Origin of the sequence: Streptobacillus canis (assembly GCF_009733925.1) — a bacterium.
Lineage (GTDB): Bacteria > Fusobacteriota > Fusobacteriia > Fusobacteriales > Leptotrichiaceae > Streptobacillus > Streptobacillus canis.
Window position 1 is genome coordinate 1 of record NZ_WOEI01000024.1, and the last position, 25,484, is coordinate 25,484.

Genomic DNA, 25,484 nt, shown 5'->3' on the forward strand with positions numbered 1-25,484 from the left:
GTGATGGAGTTAGTCCATTTAATATAGTAATAATAACCACAAGAATTACATAATCTAGATTTACAAGTAAGTTTCATTTTATGTTGAAAGTTACAGATATGACATCTAGATGAATTTGATTTTAGATATCATGTTTATCACTCCTTTCTGTTAGTTTTGTTTGGTGATTAAATTATATAGAAAAGAAAGAGGTGATTCAAGGGATTTTTTAAAATCTCGAATCACCTTTTTTTATAAAAAATATTTGAAAAAAATTTGAAAATATGATAGACTGAATATAATGGGAGGAATATGAAAAGATATATATTTCTAATGTTTTTTTTACTATTAATAAGCTGTTCAAATATAGATAAAATCAGTACAATAAATAACTTTGAAAAAAATAAAATTTCTAAAGAAGTAATAAAAGTGCAAGATGAAATTATTGATTTAGCAAAAATAGATAATAAAGACGAAATAAAAAAAAATATAACTATGACACTAAAAAATAGAATAATATTATCGTATTTGTCAAATTATGATTTTTCAAAATTCTTAGTAGTGTTTTCAGAAGAAATAGAAGTATTAGATAGATATACAGCAAAATCAATATTGTTAATTAATTTTGAAACAGAAACAGTGTATTTTGAAGTCATTTGGAAGAATTATGACGGTAAATGGATGATTGATAGTGTTGAATCAGAATGAAAATAAAGGAAAGGAGAAAAAATGATTATTTATATATTAGTCATCTTAATTGCGGTTCTAATAGTTTTAGTTGGATTTAATGTTACTAAAAGCAAATTCACTAAAAAATATGGAGAATATAGTGATTTAGAGTTAAAAATATTTGACTTAAAAAGAAAACTAGAAACTACAAAAAAAGATGTAGAAAGAGAAATTGAATCATTTAAAAAAGAAGAAACTTTAAAAGTAAAAGAAGAATTATTAGCACAAAGAAAATTAGTTGATGAAGAAATTAAAGTAATGAAATCTGAGATTTTAGTAAAAGAAGAAAGAATAGCTAAAAAAGAAGAAAACTTAGAAACAAGAACTAATAAGTTAGAAGAAAAAGAGGCAAAACTAGAAGAAAGAAAAGAAAAAATTGCTGAGATTGAAAATGAATTAAATGCAATGATAGAAAAAGAAGAAAAAGAATTAGAAAGAATTTCTGGTTTAACTTCTGAACAAGCAAGAGAAATTATATTAATTAAATTAGAAGATGAATTAGAGCATGATAAAGCACGTTTAATTAGGGATTATGAATATAATTTAGAAAGAGAAAAAGATAGACTTGCAAAATCAGCTATTGCAATAGCAATAAATAAATCAGCATCTGATTATGTTGCAGATGCAACTATATCTGTTGTTCAATTACCAAGTGAAGAAATGAAAGGTAGAATAATAGGTAAAGAAGGAAGAAATATTAGAGCTTTAGAAGCTGCTACTGGTGTTGATTTAATTATTGATGATACCCCTGAAGCTGTTGTACTTTCATCATTTGATGGTGTAAGAAGAGAAGTAGCAAGATTATCACTTGAAAAACTAATACAAGATGGAAGAATACATCCAACTAAGATAGAAGAATTAGTAGAAAAATCACAAGCAGAAGTTGAAAATTCAATGATTAGTGCTGCAGAAGAAGCAATACTTGAAGTTGGTATACCAGCTCTTCCAAAAGAAGTATTAAAAACTTTAGGTAAACTTAAATTTAGAACATCTTTTGGACAAAATATATTACAACATTCAATTGAAGTTGCACATTTATGTGCTGCACTTGCAACTGAATTAGGTGTAAATGTAGATTATGCAAAAAGAGCAGGATTACTTCATGATATAGGTAAAGCATTCTCACATGAACAAGAAGGTTCACATGCTATAAATGGAGCAGAATTCTTAAAAAGATTCTCAAGAGAGAATGAAATTGTTATAAATGCTGTAGAGGCACATCATAATGAAGTTGAACCAACTTCAGTGGAAGCAATAATAGTACAGGCTGCAGATGCTATAAGTGCTGCAAGACCAGGTGCAAGACGTGAAACATTATCAAATTACTTAAAACGTTTAGAGCAATTAGAAGAAATAGCAAACTCACATCAAGGTATAGAAAGTTCATATGCTATACAAGCTGGAAGAGAATTAAGATTAATTGTTAAACCAGAAGAAATTAGTGATGATCAAGCAGTAATATTATCAAGAGAAGTTGTTAAAGATATTGAAGAAAAAATGCAATATCCTGGACAAATTAAAGTTACTGTTATTAGAGAAACAAGAGCAACTGAATATGCAAAATAGTTTTTAAGTTAATTAAGTAGAATATTAAGCAGTCATATTTAATTGACTGCTTAAATTTTTAGAATGGGGAAATTATGAAGTTTTTAATTGTTGGAGATGTTGTAGGATTACCTGGAGAAGATACATTATTTAAGTTTTTAGCAAAAAGAAGTAAAAATTATGATGTAATTATTGTAAATGCTGAAAACATTGATAAAGGGTTTGGTATTCTTCCAAATAATGCTAAAAGTATGTTTAATTATGGAGTAGATGTTATTACTCTTGGAAATCATACTTTTGATAAAAAAGAGATATATGAGTATTTAGATAAAGAAGAGAGAATTATTAGACCATACAATTTTTCTAAGGAAACTCCTGGGAAAGGACACACAATAATCACAAAAAATAATATTAAAATAGCAGTGATAAATTTACAAGGAAAAGTATATATGAATACTAATCATTGTCCTTTTTTAGCGATTGATGAATTAATTGAAGAGTTAAAAGAAAAAGTTAATATAATAATAGTTGATTTTCATGCAGAAGTTACATCTGAAAAAAATGCGATGGGATGGAATCTAGCAGGAAAAGCCTCATTAGTATATGGTACACATACGCATATACAAACTGCTGATGAAAGAATACTTTTAAATAAAACGGGATATATTACTGATATCGGTATGACAGGTGGACATGATGGCATAATTGGAATGAATAGAAAAGAGATAATAAAAAAATTCAAAGATGGAATGCCTGCAAGATTTTCAGTATGTGAAGAAAATAAAAGGATAAATGGGATAGAGGTAGAAATAGACCCCAAAAATGGGAAAACATTAAATATTACAAGATTAAATTTATCTTACGAGGAAATATAGAGGTGAAATTATGATAATAGCTATAGATGGTCCGTCAGGAAGCGGCAAAAGTAGTGTTGCTAAGGAAATAGCAAAAAAATTAGATATTGCTCATTTAGATACGGGAGCAATGTATAGATTACTTGGATATAAATTAATAAAAGATAAAATTGATATGGCTAATGTAAAAGATGTATTAAAAGACCTGAATATTGACATTAAAGGGAATACTTTTTATTTAGACAATCAAGACGTTAGTAAAGAAATTAGAATGAATGAAGTATCTATGATGGCATCAGCTGTTTCAAAAATTAAAGAAGTAAGAGAATTTATGGTGAATATGCAAAGAGAGATATCTAAAAATAAATCTGTAATTTTAGATGGAAGAGATATTGGGACAGTTGTATTTCCAAATGCTGATCTTAAAATATATCTAAATGCTTCAGCTGAAGTAAGAGCTAATAGAAGATTCTTAGAAGATAGAACTTTAGATTATAATCAAATTCTTCAAGATATTATTAAAAGAGATTATGATGATATGAATAGAGAGCATTCTCCTTTAAAAAAAGCAGAAGATGCTGTAGAAATTGATACAAATAATTTAACATTTGATGAGGTATTAAATAAAATATTAGAGCTGGTGAAAAAATATGAGTGCATATGCAAAAATTAATTTGGATGCTTTTGAAAGAAATTTAAATATTATTTTAGAAAAAATACCATCTGAAAAGTTGATGGCCATTGTTAAAGCAAATGCTTATGGACATGGTGTTATAAGAATAGTAGATAAAGCTGTGGAATTAGGAATAAATTTTTTCGGTGTTGCAAGGCTTGAAGAGGCAGAAGAAATATTAAAAATATTCCCTAATGTTAATGTCTTAGTCTTATCACCAATTTTAAAACATGAGATTAAAGATGTAGCAAAAAAAGGAATACATTTAACAATATCTAATTTTGAAGATATTGAATACATTTTAAAAAATAAAATTGAAGGTAAATTCCACTTTGCTCTAGAAACTGGTATGGGTAGAATTGGATTTATAGAAAATGAAATAGGAAAAGCTTATGAAATGCTAAAGCCCATAGGAATTTTCTCACATTTATCTTCAGCAGATAGTGACCCTAATTATACAAAATTGCAATTAGAAAAATTTAATAGAGTAGTTCAAAACTTAGATGTAAAATATAAGCATGTATTAAATAGTTTTGGAAGTATGAAAAATGATTTAGATTATGATTTATATAGAGTTGGAATTATCATGTATGGTGCTGAGATGACAGATATATTTGAACCAGTTATGACTTTTTATGCTAGAGTAAATCATATTAAAGTTTTGGAAGAAGACACATATATAGGTTATTCTAAAACATATTTAGCTCATAAAGGAGATGTTATTGCAACCGTAGCATGTGGTTATGCAGATGGTATGCATAGAGCAATGTCAAATAAATCAAAAGTATATTTTGATGGAAAATTATATAAAATAATAGGAAATGTATGTATGGATCAATTTATGATTAAAGCAGATAAAAATATAAAAGTAGGAGAATATGTTGAAATATTTGGTGAAAATATTTTAGTTGCAGATTTAGCAAAAGAAATTAATACAATCAGTTATGAACTTTTATGTGCAGTATCTGCAAGAGTACATAGAATTTATTGGACGGAGGAAATATGATATTAGATATATTGATAGTTGTACTAGTATTATTTTTTGTAATAATGGGATACAAAAATGGTTTTGTAAAGTCAGCTTTTAACTTAATCAAATTAGTTATAGTTGTCTATTTTACACCTATGTTTCTACCTACGGTAGAATTATTAACAAATATTAAAGCAGATAATATTATTGTAAGATATATAGCATATATAATTATATTCATTATATTATATTTTATAGTATCAATAATAATAAATATACTTACAAAATTAATTAATATAACACCTTTTGGAATTGTAAATAAATTATTAGGTGCAATGTTTGGTTTAATTAAATCAAGTATTATAATAGTATTAACAATAATAATACTTTTATTTACAGCAACAAAAGTAGAAAAAGCGAAAGAGATATTAGATGACTCAATTTTAGTAGAATATATCTCTATTTATTCTGGAAAGTATAATGCTTTATTTCCAGGATTTATAAAATATAAATTAGATGAGTTTAGAGAAGAAAATCTAGAAAAGAATTTCAAAAGAAGTCTTTTAAAAGAGATAAAAGAAGGGATATAATTAAATGATAAAAATATTAGATATATTAGGAATAAAAACACTGATAAATAAGATTGAGGATGATAGTTCTTTTACTTTATCGGTTTGTTTTAATACAGGTTCTGTAAATGAAAGGGATAATGAAAAAGGACTATCTCATATGTTAGAACATATGTTATTTACAGGAACAAATAAAAGAGATAATTTTGAAATTTCAGAGGAAATGGATTTTTATGGAGCTAAGTATAATGCATATACTTCAAAAGAAATAACAAATTATTATTTTACATCTTTATCAAGTAAACAAGAGCTAACTTCAGAAATATTTTTTGATATGTTAACAGATCCAATATTTCCTGAAGATCAAATAAAAAAAGAAAAAGAAATAATATTTGAAGAAATAAAAATGAATAAAGATGATATTTGGACGGTTGTTTATGAAGAAATGCAAGAAAAACTTTTTGAAGGTAATTTAAAATATAATATTCTTGGATCTGAAGAAAGTGTTGAAAGTATCACAAGAGATATGTTAATAGATTACTATAATAGAAATTATACTAGAGATAATATTATTATAGCTGTTTCAGGTAATTTTGATGAAGATCTTTTAGTAAAACAAATAACGGAACATTTTTCGAAACTTAATGCAAATAGAGTTGAAGAAATATTTGAAGAAAATGATCTAAAAGATGTTCACTATAGAGAAAAAAAAGAAATTAATCAAGTTAATGTGTACATGGTTACAAAGAATGAATCAAAAACAGTATCTCTAAAGGAATATTTCATAGAAGTATGTTTAGAACTAATATTAGGAGATGGATTTAGTTCAAGACTATTTCATGAAGTAAGAGAGAAAAGAGGTTTAGCATATTCTGTATATACTTTAAATTTTGATTATAGATGTTTAAAAACTTTTGCGATATATATAGGGACTTCAGTTAATAAATATGAAGAAGCATTAGAAGTTACAAAACAAATAATCGAAAATCTTAAAACAAATGGTATAACTGAAAGAGAATTAGAGAAAGTAAAAAATTCTATGCTTTCATCTAGAGCAACAGCAAAAGAAAATGCTAAAATAGTTAGCAAATTATTAATTATGTATAGATTATTTGGAAAAGTATTTACAAATAAAGAAGTTGCGGATACTTTACTTTCAGTTACTGTTGATGAAGTTAATGAAAAAGCTAGATTATTATTAAATGATTTTAGTACGTGTATTATAGGAGACATAGATGTTTAGTAAAAGAAATATGGCTAAATTAAAAAATCGTATAGGAAGATTAGATAAGCAATTATTGCTTGTTGTATATCTACTAGTATTCATTAGTACGGCTTTTGTTTATAGTGCAACAAGATCAATGTATTATGTGAAAAATAATTTATTATGGATTGCAGTTGGGACAATAATACTTACTTTTTCAATATTTATTGACTATAGATTTAGTAAGAAAATTATGAAACCAATATATGTATTTTCAATATTGATATTATTATATACAAGATTTTTTGGAGTTGTAAAACTTGGAGCTAGAAGATGGATTAATATCGGTATTACTCAAATACAGCCATCGGAATTTGTAAAGATATTGTTAATAATGATATATGCCTTCTGGTTTGTAAAAAAATTCTCTAATGGAATAAACTCCTTTAAATCAATAGTACTTGCATTTATCCCTGGGATTCCAATATTAGGATTATTATTATTACAACCAGATTTAGGTTCGACTTTAATATTGTGTTTTTCATTTTTATGTATGTTATATTTATCAAATGCAAATATTAAACCAATATTAGTTATATTTATGTTGGTTGGTATACTAAGTGTACCAACATATATGTTTGTTTTAAAAGATTATCAAAAAACAAGAATAGAAGTCTTTTTAAATCCAGAAAAAGATTTAAAAAATAAAGGTTGGCACGTTGCACAATCTAAGATTTCTATAGGTTCTGGTGGACTTACAGGTAAAGGATATTTAGAAGGAAGTCAAAGTAGATTAAAATTCTTACCAGAACCACAAACAGATTTTATCTTCTCAGTAATTGGAGAAGAAGTAGGATTTTTAGGATCAACTTTAGTATTGGGATTATATTTCCTACTTATCTATACAATTATTAATATTTCAAGGAAAATTATTGATGATTATGGTAGGATAATATTATATGGTATTTCTGGAGTCTTTCTTGCTCATGTAATAATTAACGTAGGTATGACGTTAGGAATAGTTCCAGTTACCGGAAAACCATTATTACTTATGAGTTATGGAGGATCATCATTTCTGTCATCATTTTTAATGATAAGTTTAGTACAAAGTATAAAAATATATAATGGTGATGATGATGATAAATAAATATATAGTAGATGCTGAACATGAGAATATGAGACTAGATAAATTTATGAGAAAATATTCAAAAGAAGAAAGTTTAGCATTAATATTTTCTCTTATTAGAAAAGGTTTAGTAAAAGTTAATGGTAAAAAGAGTAAAGAAAATTATAGGTTAATACTAAACGATGAAATATATTTTCCTGAAAATGCTAAAATAGTAATGGAAAATAAAGTAAAAAAAGAAATAATAGATGTAAGTTTATTTAAAAAAATGATAGTATTTGAAGATGAGGATGTATTTATTGTAGATAAACCTAATAATATCCCTATGCATAAAGGAGATAAACATAATTTTGGTTTGTCCGAAATGGCAAAGTCATATTATGGAAATTCTAATGTAAATTTTGCTAATAGGTTAGATTTAGAGACAGAAGGGTTAGTTATAGGCTGTAAAAATCTGCAAATACTTAGAAAAGTAAATGAAGAAATAAAAAATAAAAATATAATAAAGAGATATGTTGCTAAAGTTGAACAAAAAAACTTGAAATTAAATGATGAATTTTTTTCTAACAAAAATATAAAAATTCTTGAAGATAAAGTAGTTGTTTTTAAAGATGGCTTGGATGCTGAAACATACTTTAAAGTAATAGAAGTAAGTGAAGGAAAAGCTGTATTAGATGTAAACTTAATAACAGGAAGAAAACATCAAATAAGAGTGCATCTAAATGATTTGGGGTACCCAATAATTGGAGATAGTAAATATGGTAAATATACAAAGAAAGATAGAATGTTTTTGAAGTGTTATTATATTAAATTTTTAGATTATGAAATAAGATTAGATAGAAAATTTAATTAGTTTAATAATTACTATTGACTTTTTATGAATTCAAGGTATAATTTAATAGAAATTGGCTTTATGCCATTAGGAATAGGAGGAAGTATTTTGTTAGGTAAAGTTAAATGGTTTAACGAAAAAAAAGGATTTGGATTTATTTCAGGTGAAGATGGGAAAGATTATTTCTTACATTTTTCAAAAATAAACAAAAGTGGTTTCAAAACAGTTAACGAAGGTGAAGAAGTAGAATTCGACGTTGAAGACGGAGAAAAAGGACCACAAGCAACAAACGTAGTTTCTAAATAATAAAAATAAATAGAATAAGTTTGGCTATCTCTTGTATTAGAGATAGTTTTTTTTTACTAGAAATGAGGTTGAATGTTAAAGAAAGTTTTTTCTAAAATTATTAGAAGTTTTATAGTTGTATTCTCAGTAATTACTTTAACTTTTTTCATGATTCATTCTTTACCAAATAATTTTATTGATGAAGAATTAGATGAAACAGTAAAAGAACAGATTATAAAGACATATAATTTAGACAAACCAATTACAGAACAATATGGATTATATTTAAATAAAATAATAAAAGTTGATCTAGGAGAATCAATTAAATATGATAAAGTAAAAGTTGTAGATGTTATAAAAAATAATTTTCCTACATCACTTGATCTTGGAGTGAGAGTTTTAACTTTTTCTCTATTTTTAGCTTTTATTTTTTCACTAATTTCAATAAACTATAAAAAAATTGACAAATTTTTTGTAAATGTATCAAGTATCCTAATTTCCATACCAAGTTTTGTGATAGTGGGATTTTTACAGTTTTATGCGGTATATATACATAAAGGCATTTTAGGTTTACCAAAGTTAAGTATTATAGGATATTTTGGACCAGGAGAAAAAATATTACCAATATTAACATTAGTTCTTTTCTACACACCTATTATTTTTAAATTATTAAGAAAGAAAATAAAAGAAGAAATAAATAAGGAATATGTGGAATTTGCCTTATGTAAGGGATTTAATTTAAATTATGTAGTTATAAAACATATTTTAAAAAATATTATTCCATCATTACTATCAAGTCTTGTTCCTTATATAGTATCTTTAATAACAGGTTCATTCATAGTAGAAACATTATTTGGAATACCAGGACTAGGGAAATATTTTACTAGTTCTGTAATAGAAAGGGATTATCCTATGATTATGGGATTAACAATATTTTATACATTAGTTTTAGTATCTTTATTTACGTTAATGGATATTTTAGTACTAATTTCTGATAAAAGATTGAAGGTGAAAGAAGATGAATAAAAAATTAAATTCAAAAATTTTTGTTTTACTTCTAATCTTATTTGTTTTATTAGAAAAAATATTTAATAAATTTGACTATAGTTCTCAAGATTTAAGTAATGTAGAACTTAAATTTTTTGAAAATGGTCATATTTTGGGAACAGATTATCTAGGAAGAGATTTACTTGCAAGAATATCTGAAGGAATATATACTTCACTTGTTTTAACAATAATAGTATGTATTACATGCTTAATATTAGGACTTTTAATAGGAAGTTTAATGGGATATTATGGGAAATTTATAGATAAAATAGGAATGATGTTAATAGAATTATTATTGTCAATTCCAAGTATTATAATTATTATATTTATATTACTTATATTTGGAAATAGTTTTATATTGCTTGTGTTTGCAATTAGTTTTACGAGAAGTTTAAGACTTGCACTATTGGTTAGAAATGAAGTGATAAAAATAAAGATAGCAGCCTATGTAGAAATTGCAAAAAATATGGGTGCAAGTTCAATATATATAATAAAAAAACATATTATTCCAAACATTTTACCAATAATTTATGTAAGAATAACTTTAATGATACCTGGAATAATATTTACGGAGAGTTATCTTTCATTTATGGGAATTGGAATTAGACACCCAAGACCATCATTAGGAAATTTAATTTCAACTGGATTTTCAAGATTATTAATAGCGCCACAACAGTTTATACTTGCAAGTTTTATTTTAATAATTATAAGTTTAATTTTTGGAGGTATTTATGAAAATGATAGAAATTAAGAATTTGAATATTATTACTTCTGAAAAAACTATTATTAAAAATGTTAGTTTTGATATTAATGAAAATGAAGTTGTTGCTTTAATTGGTAGTTCAGGGAGTGGTAAAAGTCAGATTGCAAAAGCAATAAAAGGATTATCAAAATTAAATGTAAGCGGGGAAATAAAATCAAATATTAAAAATATAGAAATTGGATATATTTTTCAAGATTTTTCATTATGTTTAAATCCGGTTTTAAAATTAAAAGAACAAATTATTGAAGCTGTAATATATCACAAAATACTATCAAGGAAAGAAGCTCTATTAAAAGCTGAAAATATACTTGAGAGTCTAAATTTAGATAAAAGTCTTTTAGAAAAATATCCTTTTGAACTAAGTGGTGGTCAAAAACAGAGAATAGTTATAGCAATATGTCTAATGACAGATCCTAAAATATTAATTTGTGATGAAATTACGACTGGACTTGATAATATAAATGAGTATGAAATTTTAAGTTTGGTTTCAAGCCTTAATAAATCTGTTTTATTAATCACTCATAATATATTTGCTGCAAAAAAATTTGCAAAAAGAATACTATTTCTAAATAATGGTGGGGTAATAAATGTAGATAATTTAGAAGATTTAAATAAATATAAGGAAAATGAGTATATAACTGCAATGAATAGAATTTTGGGTGATTTAAATGATTAAGTTAATAGATGTTTCTAAAGTATATGAAAGTAAGAGTGCTTTAAGTAATATAAATATTGAAATTGATGATGCTTCATTGGTAGTAGTTGTAGGAGAAAGTGGAAGCGGTAAAAGTACACTTGGAAAGATAATTTCTAGGTTAACAAATCCAACAGAAGGTATGGTTGAAGTAAATGGAAAAGTTGGAGTAATCTTTCAAGAATATAGTAGTTCAATAAATCCTATTTTTACAGTATTTGAAGTATTAAAAGAAGTGTTTGTAATAAAAAAAGAAAAAATTCAAATGGAAAAAATATATGAAGTATTGAATTTTGTCTCTTTAAATAATATTGATATAAATTCAAAAGCGAATATATTGTCTGGAGGAGAAAAACAAAGATTAGTTATTGCAAGAGCAATATTATATGATCCAGATATTTTTATTTTTGATGAAGCAATTTCTTCACTTGATGTTCATTTACAATTTCAGATTATAGAGATAGTAAGAAAATTAAATCTAGAATACCAAAAAACTATTATTTTCATTACACACAATATAGAGCTAATAAAGTATTTAAGTGAAGATGTAATTGTATTAAAAAATGGGGAGATAATTGAAAGAGGAAATGTACTAAAGTCATGTAAAAATGATTATACAAAAAAAATATTAAATATATGGAAATAGCATAAAATGTAGATTTTTTCAAGATTTTATGATATAATTTAGGAAACGTGTGAAAGGATTTTTATGATAAATAATTTTGAAAATTCTAGTATTTTTGCTAGAAGCTTATTTAAGTTTGATGAAAAAAAAGAAATGCTAGAAAAGATAGCATTAGATAATTCAATACCTATAATTACAAGAGAAGTGCTTAGATATATGATTTTTTTAGCAGAAAATATTAAAGCTAAAGATATACTTGAAGTAGGAACAGCAACAGGTTTTTCAGGTATTTTTTTAGCAGAAGTTTGCCAAAAAAATAATGGTAAGTTACTAACTATAGAAATAGATGAGGAAAGATATTTAGAAGCAAATAAAAATTTTAAAGAATTTGGATTAGATACATATATAGAAAGTATACATGATGATGCTTTAAATATTTTACCAAAATTGAATAAAAAATTTGATTTTATATTTATTGATGCTGCAAAATCTAAATATGAAGATTTCTTTAAATACTCATATGAATTAATTAATGATGGTGGAATAATATTCATAGATAACCTAATGTTTAGAGGATATGTTGCTGAAAAAGAAATTCCAAGAAGATATAAAACAATGGTTAGAAATTTAAAGGATTTTATTAATAATTTAAATGATAAATACAATTTCACATTATTGCCATTTGGGGATGGTGTAGGAATAGTTATAAAATAACGGAGGTAAAAATGAAAAAAATAATAGCAGGATTAGCATTAGCAAGTTTTTTAATTTCTTGTTCTTCTGCAGTAGAACAAGTAGATTTATACAAAGATTATAAGCCTAAATATGAATTAGGTACAGAAAAAAAAGTTGAAGAGGAAGTAACAATAACTTCAAAGACTTCAAACAAAGAAATATTAAGTAATGAAAAACTTACTACAGTAATATTTAATAGAGAAAATAGAAAGATAAATAAAAATCTTAAAGGTGTTTGGGTTGCTTCTGTAATTAATCTTGATTTTCCAAAAACTAAAACAATGGAAGAACAAAAAAGAGAAATTGATACTATGATGGATAATGTTAAGAGTTGGGGATTAAATGCAGTATTTTTCCATGTAAGACCATCTGCAGATGCATTATATAATTCTGATTTTGAACCTTGGTCAATTTACTTAACTGGAGTACAAAATCAAAATCCTGGTTATGATCCATTAGAATATGCAATTAATGCTGCACATAAAAGAGGTATTGAGTTACACGCATGGATAAACCCATATAGAGCTTCTATGACTACAGATATATCTAAATTATCAGATAAAAGTATAGTTAAAAGAAAGCCAGAATGGATATTTGAATATGAAGGAAAATTCTATATGAATCCTGGTAATCCTAAAGTAGTAAGTTATGTTTCAGGAGCAATAGAAGAAATAGTTGAAAAATATGATATTGATGGATTACATTTAGATGATTATTTCTATCCATATCCTTCATCTACAGCTAAAATGGGAGATAATGTAGATCAAAAAGAATTTGATATGTATGGAGCAGGTTACAGTAATAGAGAAGACTGGAGACGTGATAATGTAAATAATATGATTAAAAACTTATCAGTTTCTGTTCATAAAATTAAGCCCAATTTATCATTTGGAGTTAGTCCATTTGGTATTTGGAGAAACATTGAAAATGATGCAAGAGGATCTAAAACTAGAGGATTACAAAGTTATGATTCATTATATGCAGATAGTTTAAAATGGATGCAAGAAGGATGGATAGACTACGTTGCACCACAAATATATTGGAATATAGGGTTTGAAAAAGCTGACTATGAGGAATTAGTAAAATGGTGGGCTGAAAAATCTAGTGAAACTAATACACCATTATATGTTGGACATGGAGTATATAAATACTTAGAAGGAAATCCATGGAAAGATCCTAAAGAACTTGAAAAACAATTAAAATTAAATGAGAAATATGAAGCAGTAGATGGATCTATATTCTTTAGATATGGAACATTACTAGAAAATCCTTCAGATATTTTAAAACAAATAGAGGATAATTTAAAATAAGGAAGTAGAAATGGAATTTAAATTACATTCAGATTACAAACCTACTGGAGATCAACCAGAAGCAATTAAAAGTATAGTAAATAATATTAAAAATGGAATAAGTGATCAAATTTTATTAGGTGTTACAGGAAGTGGAAAGACTTTTACTATTGCAAATATAATAAAAGAACTAAATAGACCGGCGTTAATTATGGCTCCTAATAAAATACTTGCAGCACAGTTATATAATGAATATAAACAATTCTTTCCTGAAAATGCTGTAGAATATTTCGTTTCATATTATGATTATTATCAACCAGAAGCATATATACAGTCAACAGACACATATATAGAAAAAGATTCTGCAATAAATGAAGAGATAGATAAGTTAACCCATGCGGCAACGGCTGCATTATTAAATAGAAAAGATGTAATAGTTATTGCATCCGTTTCTGCTATATATGGGTTAGGTTCTCCAAATTCATATTCTGATAGAAGTATATATATTGATGTAGATTTAAATGGTATAGGTAGAAAAGATTTAATAAAAGCATTACTATCATTAAGATATGAAAGAAATGATACTGTACTTGAAAGGGCTAAATTTAGAGTAAAAGGTGATGTAATTGATGTATATCCTATTTATCAAGATACAGTATATAGATTTGAATTCTTTGATGAAGAGTTAGAAAAGATTTCAGAATTACATACTTTAACGTATAAAAAAATAAGAGATATAAAAAGGATTAATTTGATGCCAGCAACACATTACTTATCAGAAGTTGATACTAATACTTTAGTTGAAAACATAAGGGAAGAAATGAAAGAAAGAGTAGCCTATTTTGAAGATAGATTACAGTTAGTTGAAGCACAAAGAATTAAGCAAAGAACAGAATATGATCTAGAAATGATAAAAGAAATTGGATACTGTAAAGGTATGGAAAATTATTCTAGATATCTAACAGGTAAAAAAGCAGGAGAAGCCCCATATACTTTACTTGATTATTTTCCAGAACCACCGGTTGTATTTTTAGATGAATCACATATTATGGTGCCACAAATAGGTGGAATGTCAAATGGGGACAGAAGTAGAAAAGAAATGCTGGTAAACCATGGATTTAGATTACCAAGTGCACTAGATAATAGACCATTAAGACATGAAGAATTCTTTAATAAAGTTGAACAAGTTGTATATGTTTCTGCAACACCTAGTGATTATGAGATTAATGAATCAAATGGTGAAATAGTAGAATTACTTGTAAGACCAACAGGTATAATAGAACCAACTATTGAAATAAGACCAACTAAAAATCAGGTTGATAATTTAATGGATGATATTAAAGAGAGAGTAGCTAATGGAGAAAGAATTTTAGTTACAACACTAACAAAAAAAATGGCTGAAGAATTAACAGAATATTATTTAGATTATGGAATAAAGGTTAAATATATGCATTCGGAAATTTCAACTATAGATAGGGTTGAAATTGTAAAAGGATTAAGAACAGGAGAATTTGATGTTTTAGTTGGAATCAATCTTTTAAGAGAGGGATTAGACTTACCAGAAGTATCTTTAGTTGCAATATTAGAAGCAGATAAAGAAGGATTCTTAAGATCTAGACGTTCTTTAATTCAAACTATGGGAAGAGCTGCAAGAAATGTTAATGGTCATGTAATACTTTATGCAGATAAAATTACTAAATCAATGAAAGAAGCTATTGATGAAGTTGATAGAAGACGTGAAGTGCAAGAAAGATACAACCAAGAAAATAATATTGTACCTAAGAATGTTAAAGCTCACTTAACTGAATCATTACTTGAATATACTGATGAGGATGATAATCAAAAAGAAAGTAAAGTTACATTTAAGACTGTTAAAGAATTAGAGAAAGAAATTAAAAAAGTTGAAGCTGAAATGAAAAAATTTGCTGAAAATTATCAATATGAAGAAGCAATTGAAAGAAGAAATAAATTGAATCAACTTAAAAAAGTATTGATGGAGGTAATGTAATATGAAGTATATACAATATCCTAAATGTACAACTTGCCAAAAAGCACTAAAACATTTAGAAGAAAAAGGATGTAAATTAGAAAAAAGACATATAGTTGATGAAAAGTTATCTAAAGAAGAGCTAAAAGAAATATATGAAAAATCAGGATTAGATATAAAAAAAATGTTTAATACTAGTGGGATTTTATATAAAGAAATGAACTTGAAAGAAAAATTAGATACTATGACATTAGATGAAAAATTAGAAGTTTTATCTACTAATGGAATGTTAGTTAAAAGACCTATTTTAATAGATGGAGATAAAGTTATTATAGGATATAAAAAAGAAAACTACGATAATATCTAGGAGTGAGTATGAGTAAATGTTTAACTGTTACTGAAGTAGGAACTTTAGTTGAAAAATTGATAAAAGGTAGTGATATTAAGAATTTATATATTGAAGGTGAAGTATCTAATATTACTTATCAAAAATCAGGACATCTTTATTTTACGTTGAAAGATTCAGCAGCGCAGATAAAATGTGCAGTTTTTGGATATTTATATAAAAACAATATACCAAGAGATTTAAAAGAGGGTGAGAAAGTAAAAGTTTTTGCAAGTATTTCTTATTATAAACCTTCAGGAACTATTAATTTTAATGTTGAGACTTTAGAAAAAATGGATAGTATTGGTTTGCTTTATCAAAAACTAGAGGAATTAAAAAAAGAATATCTTGAAAAAGGGTATTTTGATGAAGATAAGAAAAAGAAAATACCAATAACAGTTAAAAGATTGGGAGTAGTTACTGCTGAAACAGGAGCAGCAATTAAGGATATAATAAATACAACACATAATAGGGATAAATATGTAGATATTTTTCTTTATCCTGTAAAGGTACAAGGTGAAGGTGCAAAAGAGGAAATAGTAGAAGCAATTAAGTATTTTAATGCAAATCAAGATAAATATAATTTAGATGCATTAATAGTTGGACGTGGTGGAGGAAGTATAGAGGATTTATGGGCCTTTAATGAAAGAGAAGTTATTGAAGCAATATATGAATCAAATATATTTGTAGTTTCTGCAGTAGGTCATGAGACAGATACATTATTATCTGATTTTGTTGCTGATTTAAGAGCTTCTACACCAACACAAGCAGCTGAAAAAATAATAAGAAACTATAATGAAGTAATGAATAATTTACAAACATTTGAATACAAAGTAACGAGATGTTTAGAGAATAAATATAATTCTTTAAAAAAAGAGATGGAAACTTTAAAAAATTCGTATATAATAAGAAACTTTGAAGATAATTTTACGGATAGAAGACTATTGTTGTCAGATTTAGAAGAAAAGATAGATAGAAATATTAAAATAAAATTTGATAGAGCAAATCATAATATGGAGGTTATTAAATCTAAAATTAATTTAAATAATTTACTATCAAAGTTAGAAAATTTAAGTATGATTTTAGAATCAAATAGTGAAAAGATTGTAAAAATAATTGAAAATAAAATAGAAAAGAAAAAATTTGAATTAGAAAACTTAAAATTAAATGTAGCAAAACATTCTAATGAAGATATTTTGAAAAAAGGATATACAATTACGACATATAAAGGTAAGGTTGTAAAAAGAAGTATTGAAGTTAGTAGTGGAAGTACAATTAAGACAAGATTTTCTGATGGATATATAGAAAGTAAAGTTAAATAGGAGGCATTATGAAAAGAACAGATTTTTTATCTTGGGATGAATATTTTATGGGAATAGCATTTTTATCAGCAAATAGAAGTAAAGATCCAGTAACACAGGTTGGTGCATGTATTGTTAAAGATAGTAAAATTGTGGGAATAGGGTATAATGGATTTCCTATGGGATCTAGTGATGATGAAGTACCTTGGGGGAAAGAAGGAGACTTTTTAAATACTAAATATGCATATGTTGTACATGCAGAATTAAATGCAATTTTAAATAGTAATAGAGATTTAAAAGGATCAACAATATATGTAACACATTTCCCTTGTAATGAGTGTGCTAAAAGTATTATTCAAACAGGTATATCAAAAGTTGTATTTTTTTCTGATAAACACAAAGATAAAGATAGTTCTATAGCATCAAGAAGAATGTTAAATAATGCAGGTATAGAAATAGTTAAATTAGAATTAGGAATAGAAGAATTAGTTATTAAATTTAAAGATTAAGAGGATAGAAGATGTATTTAAAGGCGTTAGAATTAAATGGATTTAAGTCTTTTTCTACTAAGACTGTTATAGATTTTACACAAGGGATTACATCTATAGTTGGTCCAAATGGAAGTGGAAAGAGTAATATATTAGATGCAATATTATGGGTATTAGGTGAACAAAGCTATAAAAATATACGGGCTGCGATGAGTAGTGATGTAATTTTTTCTGGTGGAAAAAATAAAAAACATGCTAATAGTGCTGAAGTTAGTCTATTGATAGATAATACAGATAGATACTTAGATTATGAGGCTGACGAAGTTAAAATTACTAGAAGAATATATAGAAATGGTGATGGGGAATATTTAATTAATAACAGAAAATCTAGATTAAAAGATATCCATAATTTATTTATGGATACTGGAATAGGTAAACAAGCTTATTCAATTATTGGTCAAGGTAGAGTTGAAAGAATTATCGGTTCTAATCCAAAAGAAATTAGAGAAATTTTAGAAGAAGCAGCTGGAACAAAAAGAGCAAAAGTAGAGAAAGAAGAAGCTTTAAAAAAATTATCTAATGTACAAGTTGAATTAGATAAAATAATTTACGTTGAAAAAGAATTAGAGCAAAGAGTTAAAAGATTAAAAGAAGAATCAGAAAAAGCAGGGTTATATAATAGTATAGTTCATCAAATTAATGTTAATAAATACATGCTTTATGAATATAATATAAATAATATTTCTAATGAACAAACCAAATTAAACAATGAGAAAGAAACTAATAATAAAAAAATTGAAGAGATACAATCTAAACTTGAATTAGAAAAAAATAGTTTAATAGAAACAGGTGAAAAGAAAAATAATTTAATACAGTCTATAGAAGAAGAAAAAAATAAATTGAATAATATTTTTAGAGAATTAGAAGAAATAAAAGAAAGTTTAAGTATTTCTATAAGAGAAAAGTCAAATTATGAAGTAAAATTATCTGAAAAATTAGCTATTAAAGATAAATTGTTACAAGAAGAAAAAGGATATAGTGAGAAATTATTTAATGAAAATAAAGAAATTAATGATTTAACCAAAGAATATAAAAAGAAAAACGAAATAATAGATAACTTAAAAGAAAAGATTGATTATTTAACAAAATTACGTAATGAAATCGAAGAAAAATTATCAGTACATGAAAAAGCTATAAATGAAATAGAAATGAAGAGATATAGATTAAGAGGAGATAATGAAGATTTAGAAAGAAAAAATAAATTAACAGAAAATAATATCGCTAAACTTGAAGAAGAAAAAAAAGCATTAACTTTAAATCTTGAAAAAATAAAATTAGAATTTGATGCATTAAAGAACAAACAAATATCACAAGAAGAATCTAATAAAAATATTATTGATAAACAAAAGGAATATACTGAAAAAATATCAAGATTAGAAAGAGAAAGAAAAGTATTAATAACCGAGAGGCAAAGATTAATTTTTGAAAAAGAATCAAAAATTTCAAAATTAACATCTATACAAAAAACTCTTGATGATAATGTATTCTTAACAGCATCAAGTAAATATATTTTAGATACATTTAAAAATGATAAAAATATTGTTGGAAGTGTTTCTAATTTATTAGAAATTCCTGAAAAATACTTAACGGCAATTTCTACTTTGATTGGATTTAGTTTAAATGATATTGTAATTAAAAATGCCAGTGGAAGTAAAAAATATATAGAAGAATTAAAGAATAAAAAGATTGGAACAATATCTTTTTTACCATTAGATACAATTAAAGTTTCAACAAAGTTATCTAGATTACCAGAAGGTAAAGGTGTAATAGATTTTGCAAGAAATATTGTTAAAATAAAAGAAAATGAAAATATTAAAGTTGTAGATCACTTATTATCTAATGCTATAGTAGTTGAAGATTTAGATATAGCAAATTCATTAATAATAAATGGATATAGTGATAGAATAATAACTTTAGATGGAGACCTAGTTTCTGCTAGAGGTAGAATATCTGGTGGATATAAGAAAAATAAGGTAGATTTAACACTTAGTAAAAAAGAAGAGTTAAACACTATAAAAAAAGAAATTGAAATTTTAGAAAATAAAAATAAAGACTTTGAAAATAAATTTGCTGAAATAACTAAAAAAATTGAGAGTGTAGATGAAAAATTAAATCTTGAAAATGAAAAAGTAAGTAAATTTAAATTAGAGTATAATGATATAAAATATTTACTTGATTTAAAAAATAATGAAGTATCTAGTTTAGAAAGAAAAATAGATACAATTAACTATGAAATAAAAGATAGTAAATTAATGATAGTAGAAAATACGAATAAGATAGATAATAATCTACAAGAAATAGATAAATCTATGAATGTTATAGAAGAAATATATAGTGAGAGAGAAGAGTTAGAATTTAAATTAGGTGAAATAGAAGATTTAGATAAACATCAGACTAAGTTACATCATTTACTTGTTGATTTTGCTGTTTTAAATGAAAAATTAACTAATAAGAAAAATTCTAAAGATGAACTTGAATTAGTGTATAATAAAGTAAGAAAAGATTTAGAAGAAATAGATATATTTGAACATAATAAAGATGAGTTATTTGGTAAGTATAATGATGAAATTGAAGAAAAAAATTCTAAAATAGAGGAATTAACAAATAATAAAAATAACTTAAGTGAATGTATATCTGATGATGAAGTTCAACTAAAAGAATTAGAGAAAAAAGAAACAAATCATTTTACTAGTATTAGTGAATTAGAAAAAGAAACTATTAAAATGATAAATATAGTAGAAAAATTATCAGAAAGTATAGGTAGAAATTCTAAAGAACTTGAAAGTCTAAATGAAAAAATGGAAGAATTACATGAAAGTAAAGAGAGTATAGTAAATGACTTTAACTATAACCCTCTAGAAGAGGAAAATGTAAGTACTGTTAAGAGTAATATTACAAGATTAGAAAATAAAAAGAATAATATAGGTACTGTAAATCTTTCATCTATAGAAGAATATAATTTTGAAAATGAGAGATATATAGAATTAGTTTCTCAAAAACAAGATTTAGAAAATAGTTCTAACTCTATAAGAGACTTGATATCAAATATAGAAAATGATATGGTAAATAAATTTACATTTGCATTAAATGAAATAAAAAATAATTTTAAATATATGTGTTCAGAAATATTTTATGGTGCAAAGGGAGATATTAAATTAACTAATCCAGAAAATATTTTAACTACTGGATTAGAATTAAGTGTAAAATATAAGAATAAACCAGAGCAAACATTAATGTTATTATCTGGTGGTGAAAAATCAATGTTAGCTGTTTCATTTATTATGGCAATATTTATGTTTAAGCCTTCACCATTTACATTCTTTGATGAAATAGAGGCTGCACTTGATGAAGCAAATACTAAAAAAATAGTGGAACTTTTAAGAAGATTTATTGATAAATCACAATTTATATTAATTACACATAATAAAGAAACAATGAAAGGTTCAGATAGGTTATATGGAGTAACTATGAACAAAGAGATAGGGGAATCAAAAATTGTTTCTGTAGATATATAGGAGGAAAAATGAAAAAGTATTTAGTATTATTATTAATACTTGGAATGTATAATATAAATTATACAAAAGAAGAAGGGGTAGAAGTAAAAGAAGAAAAAACAACAACAGTAGTTGAAGTAAAAAAAGAAGAACAAAAATCTGAAGAAAATAAACAAGAAGAAAAAAAAGAAGAAGTAAAAGTTGAAGAGAAAAAAAATGAGGTAATAAAAGAAGTTGAAACTGATGAAAAACCTCAAAAAAAAGAGGAAAAATCACAATTTAACTATATACAAAAATTTGATAATTTAGAAGAAAATGTAACTCTAAACTTAAAATTTGATAAATATTTTGATAAAAATTTAAATAGATTTGCATATACTAAAATAACAACTAATATCAGAAATTTACCTTCAACAAAAGGTACAAAAGTAATGGGTAGTATAAAACCAGGGACTAGATTACCGTTGCTAGGAATAATAAAAGGAAATGATGGTAAAGAATGGTTAGAAGTAATATATAAAGAAAAGAAACACTATCTTTATGCTGGAAATGCTAAAGTAAGAGGATTTAACTGGCAAAAAGCTATAGAAAAAGCTAATAAAATTAATGCATTTATTGTATCTGCAAATAAAGCTAAAAAAGATATTTATTTTCTAGATAGCTATGTTTCTTTAAATACTGAAACAGATGGTAAAAAAGATAAATTTGGTAATGCAGCAAATCAAAGTATAAAAGCTTATTTCAATAATAATAAAGAATACATTAATTTACCGGACAGATCTCTTGTAACTTTAGAAAAACAAGATGATAAATATGTTTATATAAAGACATTATCATATGGTGATGAGATTTATGCAGTACCAAAAGGGCATATAAGAAGATTTAAAAAAGCTAATGTTAATAAACTTGTAGATAAATTTATATACATTGATAGAGATAGTCAAACTCAAGTTACAATAGAAAGAAACAAGAATACAAATGTATATAATGTAAATGCAGTTGGATATATAACTACAGGTATAACAAAAGGTGTTGGATTTGTTACACCATATGGTGACTTTTTAGTTGCATATACAAAACCTGTTATGGCATATGCATCTGATTATGAAAAAGAACCAATTTTAAATTCAAAAGGAGAAAAAATAGGTGAAAAACCAATAGTTATTGGAGATGCAAGATATGCAATTAGATTCTCTGGTGGAGGATATCTGCATGGAATTCCATCAACTTTTGAACCAAAAGAAAATAGAGATGCTAGAAAGAGAGTTACAGCATCTAAATTAGGAACTATTCCTTTATCACATAAATGTGTAAGAAATGAAGATGATGTAATTGAACACTTATACAGATGGGTTAATGGAAAAAATAAAATTCAAAAAAATGGGTTTACATATCCAGAAGAAAATGTTATAGTAATTGTTGACTAAAAAATTAAATATAGATGTTCATAGGTGGCAGCGTTGAACGAGAAAAATTTAGGAGGAAAAATGTTAGGATTTTTAGGAAAAAACGAAGTTATCTGGCTTCTATATGTTTTAATCAATTATTCAGTTATTTTATTTGCTTACAGAAGATGGGGAAAAGTAGGACTAATGATTTTTGCACCTATCTCTATTATACTTGCAAATATACAAGTAAATAAATTAGTTTATTTATTTGGGATAGAAACTACTTTAGGTAATATTGCCTATAGTTCTATATTTTTAATTTCAGATATATTATCAGAAAATTATGGTAAGAAGGCAGCCTCTAAAGTTGTTGGAATTGGATTTTTAACTATGATTTTTACTACGGTTGTTATGAATATAGCGTTAGTATTAACTCCATCAAGTAGTGATACTAATCAAGTACATTTAGCAGCTATATTTACACCATTTATTAGATTGATGATAGCATCATTACTTGCATATGTTGTATCATCTAATATAGATATATATCTATATCAAGTTATAAAGAAAATATTCCCGGATTTCACTAATATTTGGATTAGAAATAATTTAAGTACTTTATTAAGCCAAGTATTAGATAATCTAATATTTAACTTTGTAGCATTTTATGGGGTATTCCCTGTATCGTTAATATTAACAATAACATTCTCAACATATTTCTTGAAAATAATTACTTCAGCATTAGATACACCGTTTGTATATATTGCAACTTATTGGAAGAATAAAGGAGTAATTGAAGAAATATAATATTATAGGAGATAGGAAGATGTTTAAAAAATATAAATCATATTTCCTGCCGGTAATTTTAATAATTATATCAGCATTTATACAATCATATACAATAGAAGTATTTATTATTCCATCTAAATTATTAACAGGTGGATTTACAGGATTATCTATTTTAATTAATATGATTTTATCAAATTTTGGTATTACTTTATCAGTAGGTGCATTACTAATTATATTAAATTTCCCTGTTGCATTATTATGTGCAAGAGAGATTAGTAAAAAATTCGTGTTTTTATCATTATTACATATAGTGATGACATCAATTTTTTTAAAAAATTTCAAGTATGATCCATTGTTTACAAATATATTTTTAAATCTTACTATTGGTGCGGTAGTCCATGGATTACAAATGGTACTTGCACTGAAAGTTGGAGGATCTACAGGGGGAACAGATTTTATAGCTTTATATATATCAAATAAGATAAATAAATCAATTTGGATATATATATTTATGTTTAATATGTCAGTAATATTAATATTTGGATATATGTTTACATGGGACGGAGCAGGCTACTCAATTGTATTTCAATTTATTACAACTAAAGTAATAGATACTTTCTATAATAGATATAGACGTATGACATTACAAATAATTACTAAAAAAGGTGATGAAGTCTCAGAAATGTATATCAGTAAATATAGACATGGAATGACGAAAATGGTAGGTGAAGGAGCTTATTTAAAAGAACCAATGTATATTTGTTATACAGTTGTATCTGTTTATGAAGTTAATGATATTGTAAAAGCGATTTTAGAAGTAGATAAAAAGGCAATAATAAATACATTTAAAACCGATGCATTCTACGGAAAATTTTATATACCGCCAATTTAAAAAAAGACTTGAAAAATATTTTCAAATATGTTATTATCTATAAGTAAATTAAGCGAATATTCCGCTGTTTTCAAAGACGCATATACAATATATGAAGAGAAAATACGAATGTTTTAGAAGGAAGGATGTGAATTTCTTGAAAGAGAAATTAATTGAATTAGTAGAAAGAGAATACTTAAAAGTAGATTTACCAGAATTCAAAGCTGGGGATACAGTAGCAGTACACTATACAGTAAAAGAAGGAAATAAAACTAGAATACAGGTTTTTGAAGGTGTAGTAATTAGAATTTCTGGAGGAAGTGTTCAAAAAAGCTTTACAGTAAGAAAAGTATCTTCAGGAGTTGGAGTAGAAAGAATTATACCAATTAACTCTCCATTAATCGATAAAATCGAAGTTAAGAAGATAGGTAAAGTAAGAAGAGCTAAATTATACTACTTAAGAGGATTAAGCGGTAAAGCAGCAAGAATTAAAGAAATTAGAAAATAAGTATATAAACCTAGCATTTGCTAGGTTTTTTCTTTAATATAAATAGAATGTTTATAAAATTTTCTTAATTAAAAGGGGATGTTGAAAAGTCCTAATTAATGAAAAGAGATAAAAAATATATGAAAATTCATATAAATTTTATCTCTTTTTTTTATTCTATAGGAAATTAGTGTCTGTGTTAATATAAGAATGTAAGATTATGACTAAATAAGAATGTAGGATATTAGTAAAATTTAAAAGGAAGGAGATAGAAATTCAAACATGATTAAATAACTTAATATTAGATATTAAGTA

General features: G+C 25.4%; 25 protein-coding genes. All 25 read left to right on the forward strand.

Annotated elements, in window-relative coordinates:
- The first annotated feature begins 291 nt into the window (after positions 1–291).
- A complete protein-coding gene (locus GM111_RS06445; protein WP_156300295.1) occupies positions 292–687 on the forward strand; it encodes a hypothetical protein in 396 nt (131 codons plus the stop codon).
- A 21-nt stretch (positions 688–708) separates the two neighbouring features.
- Positions 709–2,274, forward strand: coding sequence for a ribonuclease Y (rny, locus tag GM111_RS06450; RefSeq protein ID WP_156300296.1), 1,566 nt, complete (start codon positions 709–711; stop codon positions 2,272–2,274).
- Between the two features lie 74 nt (positions 2,275–2,348).
- Positions 2,349–3,128, forward strand: a complete 780-nt coding sequence (locus tag GM111_RS06455) for a TIGR00282 family metallophosphoesterase (RefSeq protein WP_156300297.1) — start codon at positions 2,349–2,351, stop codon at positions 3,126–3,128.
- A 10-nt stretch (positions 3,129–3,138) separates the two neighbouring features.
- Positions 3,139–3,780, forward strand: coding sequence for a (d)CMP kinase (gene cmk, locus GM111_RS06460; RefSeq protein WP_156300298.1), 642 nt, complete (start codon positions 3,139–3,141; stop codon positions 3,778–3,780).
- Complete coding sequence (gene alr, locus GM111_RS06465; RefSeq protein WP_156300299.1) at positions 3,758–4,786, forward strand: alanine racemase; 1,029 nt, start codon at positions 3,758–3,760, stop codon at positions 4,784–4,786. The genes cmk and alr overlap by 23 nt, the downstream gene beginning before the upstream one ends.
- Positions 4,783–5,340, forward strand: coding sequence for a CvpA family protein (locus GM111_RS06470; RefSeq protein WP_156300300.1), 558 nt, complete (start codon positions 4,783–4,785; stop codon positions 5,338–5,340). Before alr ends, GM111_RS06470 begins: the two co-directional genes overlap by 4 nt.
- A 4-nt stretch (positions 5,341–5,344) precedes the next feature.
- Positions 5,345–6,562: a M16 family metallopeptidase gene (locus tag GM111_RS06475; protein ID WP_156300301.1), complete on the forward strand. Its 1,218-nt coding sequence runs from the start codon at positions 5,345–5,347 to the stop codon at positions 6,560–6,562.
- Positions 6,555–7,670 (forward strand): rod shape-determining protein RodA, encoded by a 1,116-nt coding sequence (gene rodA / locus GM111_RS06480; protein WP_156300302.1) that lies wholly within the window; start codon positions 6,555–6,557, stop codon positions 7,668–7,670. Before GM111_RS06475 ends, rodA begins: the two co-directional genes overlap by 8 nt.
- On the forward strand, positions 7,660–8,502 hold the full coding sequence (locus tag GM111_RS06485; RefSeq protein ID WP_231479779.1) for a pseudouridine synthase: 843 nt from the start codon (positions 7,660–7,662) through the stop codon (positions 8,500–8,502). Before rodA ends, GM111_RS06485 begins: the two co-directional genes overlap by 11 nt.
- 87 nt (positions 8,503–8,589) lie before the next feature.
- Positions 8,590–8,787, forward strand: coding sequence for a cold-shock protein (locus GM111_RS06490; protein ID WP_067321212.1), 198 nt, complete (start codon positions 8,590–8,592; stop codon positions 8,785–8,787).
- Positions 8,788–8,859: 72 nt separating this feature from the next.
- Positions 8,860–9,792: an ABC transporter permease gene (locus GM111_RS06495; RefSeq protein ID WP_156300304.1), complete on the forward strand. Its 933-nt coding sequence runs from the start codon at positions 8,860–8,862 to the stop codon at positions 9,790–9,792.
- Positions 9,785–10,564: an ABC transporter permease gene (locus GM111_RS06500; protein ID WP_156300305.1), complete on the forward strand. Its 780-nt coding sequence runs from the start codon at positions 9,785–9,787 to the stop codon at positions 10,562–10,564. The genes GM111_RS06495 and GM111_RS06500 overlap by 8 nt, the downstream gene beginning before the upstream one ends.
- Positions 10,545–11,252, forward strand: a complete 708-nt coding sequence (locus tag GM111_RS06505; protein WP_156300306.1) for an ABC transporter ATP-binding protein — start codon at positions 10,545–10,547, stop codon at positions 11,250–11,252. The genes GM111_RS06500 and GM111_RS06505 overlap by 20 nt, the downstream gene beginning before the upstream one ends.
- Positions 11,245–11,916, forward strand: coding sequence for an ATP-binding cassette domain-containing protein (locus GM111_RS06510; RefSeq protein WP_156300307.1), 672 nt, complete (start codon positions 11,245–11,247; stop codon positions 11,914–11,916). Before GM111_RS06505 ends, GM111_RS06510 begins: the two co-directional genes overlap by 8 nt.
- Positions 11,917–11,979: 63 nt before the next feature.
- Positions 11,980–12,609 (forward strand): O-methyltransferase, encoded by a 630-nt coding sequence (locus GM111_RS06515; protein WP_156300308.1) that lies wholly within the window; start codon positions 11,980–11,982, stop codon positions 12,607–12,609.
- A gap of 11 nt (positions 12,610–12,620) precedes the next feature.
- The gene (locus GM111_RS06520; protein WP_156300309.1) at positions 12,621–13,940 is read left to right on the forward strand and encodes a glycoside hydrolase family 10 protein; all 1,320 of its coding nucleotides are present in this window, start codon (positions 12,621–12,623) and stop codon (positions 13,938–13,940) included.
- 10 nt (positions 13,941–13,950) lie between these two features.
- Positions 13,951–15,927: an excinuclease ABC subunit UvrB gene (uvrB, locus tag GM111_RS06525; protein WP_156300310.1), complete on the forward strand. Its 1,977-nt coding sequence runs from the start codon at positions 13,951–13,953 to the stop codon at positions 15,925–15,927.
- 1 nt (position 15,928) lies between these two features.
- A complete protein-coding gene (locus GM111_RS06530) occupies positions 15,929–16,273 on the forward strand; it encodes a Spx/MgsR family RNA polymerase-binding regulatory protein (RefSeq protein ID WP_156300311.1) in 345 nt (114 codons plus the stop codon).
- Positions 16,274–16,281: 8 nt separating this feature from the next.
- Positions 16,282–17,613 carry an exodeoxyribonuclease VII large subunit gene (gene xseA / locus GM111_RS06535; protein ID WP_156300312.1) on the forward strand — a complete coding sequence of 444 codons (1,332 nt, stop codon included), beginning with the start codon at positions 16,282–16,284 and terminating at the stop codon, positions 17,611–17,613.
- Positions 17,614–17,621: 8 nt separating this feature from the next.
- A complete protein-coding gene (locus GM111_RS06540; protein WP_156300313.1) occupies positions 17,622–18,101 on the forward strand; it encodes a deoxycytidylate deaminase in 480 nt (159 codons plus the stop codon).
- 11 nt (positions 18,102–18,112) lie between these two features.
- Positions 18,113–21,655, forward strand: coding sequence for a chromosome segregation protein SMC (gene smc / locus GM111_RS06545; RefSeq protein ID WP_156300314.1), 3,543 nt, complete (start codon positions 18,113–18,115; stop codon positions 21,653–21,655).
- 8 nt (positions 21,656–21,663) lie between these two features.
- A complete protein-coding gene (locus GM111_RS06550) occupies positions 21,664–23,061 on the forward strand; it encodes a L,D-transpeptidase family protein (RefSeq protein ID WP_156300315.1) in 1,398 nt (465 codons plus the stop codon).
- 60 nt (positions 23,062–23,121) lie between these two features.
- Positions 23,122–23,829, forward strand: a complete 708-nt coding sequence (locus tag GM111_RS06555) for a queuosine precursor transporter (protein ID WP_156300316.1) — start codon at positions 23,122–23,124, stop codon at positions 23,827–23,829.
- Positions 23,830–23,848: 19 nt separating this feature from the next.
- Positions 23,849–24,703, forward strand: a complete 855-nt coding sequence (locus GM111_RS06560) for a YitT family protein (RefSeq protein ID WP_156300317.1) — start codon at positions 23,849–23,851, stop codon at positions 24,701–24,703.
- Positions 24,704–24,839: 136 nt separating this feature from the next.
- The gene (gene rplS, locus GM111_RS06565; RefSeq protein ID WP_156300318.1) at positions 24,840–25,190 is read left to right on the forward strand and encodes a 50S ribosomal protein L19; all 351 of its coding nucleotides are present in this window, start codon (positions 24,840–24,842) and stop codon (positions 25,188–25,190) included.
- Positions 25,191–25,484 lie beyond the last annotated feature (294 nt).